The 2,758-nt window shown below is 62.6% G+C and carries 4 protein-coding genes; all 4 read right to left on the reverse strand.

Annotation, left to right across the window (positions count from 1 at the left end; translation table 11 throughout):
- Nucleotides 1–28: 28 nt before the first annotated feature.
- Genes ACFSUD_RS19460 through tnpA form a run of 4 tightly spaced genes read right to left on the reverse strand, consistent with a single transcriptional unit; the run spans nt 29 to nt 2,699 of the window.
- Nucleotides 29–250, reverse strand: coding sequence for a hypothetical protein (locus ACFSUD_RS19460; RefSeq protein ID WP_386376161.1), 222 nt, complete (start codon nt 248–250; stop codon nt 29–31).
- A gap of 2 nt (nt 251–252) precedes the next feature.
- A complete protein-coding gene (gene tnpC, locus ACFSUD_RS19465; RefSeq protein WP_386376162.1) occupies nt 253–1,887 on the reverse strand; it encodes an IS66 family transposase in 1,635 nt (544 codons plus the stop codon).
- Between the two features lie 60 nt (nt 1,888–1,947).
- A complete protein-coding gene (gene tnpB, locus ACFSUD_RS19470) occupies nt 1,948–2,298 on the reverse strand; it encodes an IS66 family insertion sequence element accessory protein TnpB (RefSeq protein ID WP_386376163.1) in 351 nt (116 codons plus the stop codon).
- The gene (gene tnpA / locus ACFSUD_RS19475) at nt 2,295–2,699 is read right to left on the reverse strand and encodes an IS66-like element accessory protein TnpA (RefSeq protein WP_386376164.1); all 405 of its coding nucleotides are present in this window, start codon (nt 2,697–2,699) and stop codon (nt 2,295–2,297) included. Before tnpA ends, tnpB begins: the two co-directional genes overlap by 4 nt.
- Nucleotides 2,700–2,758 lie beyond the last annotated feature (59 nt).

Below are 2,758 nucleotides of genomic sequence, written 5' to 3' on the forward strand. Positions count from 1 at the left end.
GTAAGCATCCGGCGTGGGCCGTGCGCGGTCAGTGCGCGCGCTCACGGTCCATTTCGATGAGTTCTCTCAGGTTTTCGATACCGAACGGAGTGAATGCGATGACGCTGTCGTCGCCAGGGCCGTAGACCCAGATCACGCCATCTTCGGTCTCCATATCAATGGCGAGATCGAAGATTTGATCGATAGTTTCTCCGAGCTCGGCAGCAACGCGGTCGATGGTCTTGACGGAATGCACCTTGTTGAGCTGCAAGATCAAGCCGCCTCGGCGAGGGACCGGGTTTTCCAGTTCCAGGGCAGAAGTTCATGCATGCGCGAGACGGGTATGTCGGGTAACCGGGCGAGGACATCGGCGAGCCAGGCCTGCGGGTCGATGTCGTTCATTTTCGCGGTGACGATGAGGGTATACATGGCGGCGGCCCGCTCACCGCCGCGCTCGGAGCCGGCGAAGAGCCACGACTTTCTGCCCAGAGCCACGCCGCGCAGCGCGCGTTCGGCCGCATTGTTCGTCAGGCAGATGCGCCCATCATCGAGGAAGGCCGTGAAGGCCTGCCAACGGCCGTCCTTCTCGAACATGTAGTTGATCGCCTTGGCCACATTGTTGTGCCTGGACAGTCTCGCGCGCTCTGCCAGAAGCCAGTTATGGAGGCTGTTCACCAGGGGACGGGACAGTTCCCGGCGGGTGGCAAGCCGGGCATCGGAATCCAGCCCGTTGATCTCGCGCTCGATGTCGAAGATGGCGTCGATCCGCTTCACGGCTTCCAGTGCGACCGGCGAGATCTGATGGGCGGGTTTGCCCTTGCGGACATTCCCGGCAATATCCGCCAGTTCGAAGAACTTCCGGCGCGCATGTGCCCAGCATAGCGCGCTGGTCACCGGTCCCGCATCTCGGTTGGCGCGATAGAGATCGTTGTATCCGCCATAGGCGTCGGCCTGCAGCACCCCTCGCCAACCGGAGAGGTGCTGATTGGGATTGGTTGCCGCGCGATCGCGGGAGAAGCGGAAGAGCGCAGCCGGTGGCGCGCCGCCATTCCAGGGCCGGTCCTCGCGCACATAGGTCCAGAGCCGGGCCTTTCTCGCACCGCCCCGCGCCAGTAGCGGCACAGTGGTATCGTCGCCATGCAGGCGGTGGGCGGCAAGCACGTGGGTCTCGATCAGGGCGTGGATCGGCTGCAACGCGACAGTCGCGTGTCCGACCAGGTCAGCCAGAGTCGACAAGCTCAGTTCTACACCTTCACGGGCAAAGCGCTCTGCCTGCCGGTTCAACGGCTGATGTTGGCCATACTTCTCAAAGACGAGCATGGCGATCAGGCTGGGCCCGGCCCATCCGCGCGGGATCGCATGGAATGGGGCCGGTGGCTGACTTATCTTCTCGCAGCTCCGGCAGGTGAACTTCTCACGCACGGTCTGGATCACCTTCCACTGCCGCGGGATCACCTCCAGCGTCTCGGTGACATCCTCGCCCATCTTCACGATCCGGTCCGAGCCACAGCAGGTGCAGGCATCAGGGGCTTCGATCATCACCCGCTCGCGCGGCAGGTGCTCGGGGAACGGCTTGCGCACAGGTGGCCGGCGCGTAAAGGCACGCACCGTGGTGATGGCTTTGTCGGTCGCTTGTTCTGCGGCCAGGGCATCCTCGGTGGCCGCCGCTTCCAGTTCTTCAAGCTGCAGTTCCAGCTGATCGATCAGCCGAGCGCGCCGTTCTGAGGAGATGCCGTATTTATCACGGCGCAGTTTGGCGATCTCGAGCTTGAGCTCCTGGATCATCGCCTCCGAGCAGGACACAACCGCGCGGGACTGTGCCAGCTCGCTTTCCGCAACCTCCGCACGGGTCTCGGCGGCGACCAAGGCAGCGCGCAGTTTGGCGAGTTCGGAGACGGCATCAGACATGGCCAATGTCTATCACTCAGGCTCATGAAGAACCAATAAAAATAGGCCTGTCAACGCAATTTACCCAGCCTTTGCAGGGCGTTGCGTCCAGCGTGGATTGCGCCAGTCGATGCCCTCCAGAAGATAGCCCAACTGCGCTGACGAGATCTGCACAGCTTCGCCGGACCGGCTCACTGGCCAGATGAACTTGCCCGCTTCCAGGCGCTTCAGATAGAGCGACATGCCCACGCCATCATGCCACAGGATCTTGACCAGATCGCCTTTGCGGCCCCGGAAGCAGAAGATCTCGCCCGCATGGGGATCGCGGCCGATCCCTTCCTCCACCTGCAGCGCCAACGTGTTCATGCCTCGCCGCATATCGGTGACGCCGCCTGCAATCCACACCTTCACACCCGCCGGAAACGCGATCATTGCCCGTCCGCCACTGCCAGGATCCGGGCAAGCGCTTCGGGCTCCACGCCCTCCGGCACGATGAGCCGGCGGCCATTCGGCAGGGCGATCTCAACCGTGCAGCTCGGAGATGAACAGGGATCAACCGGATTTGCCTTCGACGCAGGTGCCTTCGTCACGGTCACCGGCGCAAACGACACCGGGCGAGAAGAACCAAGCTCACCGTTTCGATACTGCCGCCGCCAGGTGGTCAGCAGCGACCGGCAAATGCCATGCCGCCGCGCCGTGGCTGACGCTTGTCGGTGGCCGACAAAGCTTTCCTCCACAATGCGCAGTTTGTCATCATCCGACCAATACCGGCGGCGATCACCATCGGCAGCGGAAAGAACTTCAATATGAGGGCGGTTGATAAAGTCGGACATAAGGTCGGACTTACCATCGGATCGATCCCGAAATCAGACGGCCGCCGCCGGAGGCTTAC

The organism is Sulfitobacter aestuarii (assembly GCF_042685005.1).
Lineage (GTDB): Bacteria > Pseudomonadota > Alphaproteobacteria > Rhodobacterales > Rhodobacteraceae > Sulfitobacter > Sulfitobacter aestuarii.

Excerpts from the sequence above, each read along its gene's own strand:
- tnpA (WP_386376164.1), bottom strand. The coding sequence starts at position 2,699 with ATGTCCGACTTTATCAACCGCCCTCATATTGAAGTTCTTTCCGCTGCC.
- tnpB (WP_386376163.1), bottom strand. The coding sequence starts at position 2,298 with ATGATCGCGTTTCCGGCGGGTGTGAAGGTGTGGATTGCAGGCGGCGTC.
- tnpC (WP_386376162.1), bottom strand. The coding sequence starts at position 1,887 with ATGTCTGATGCCGTCTCCGAACTCGCCAAACTGCGCGCTGCCTTGGTC.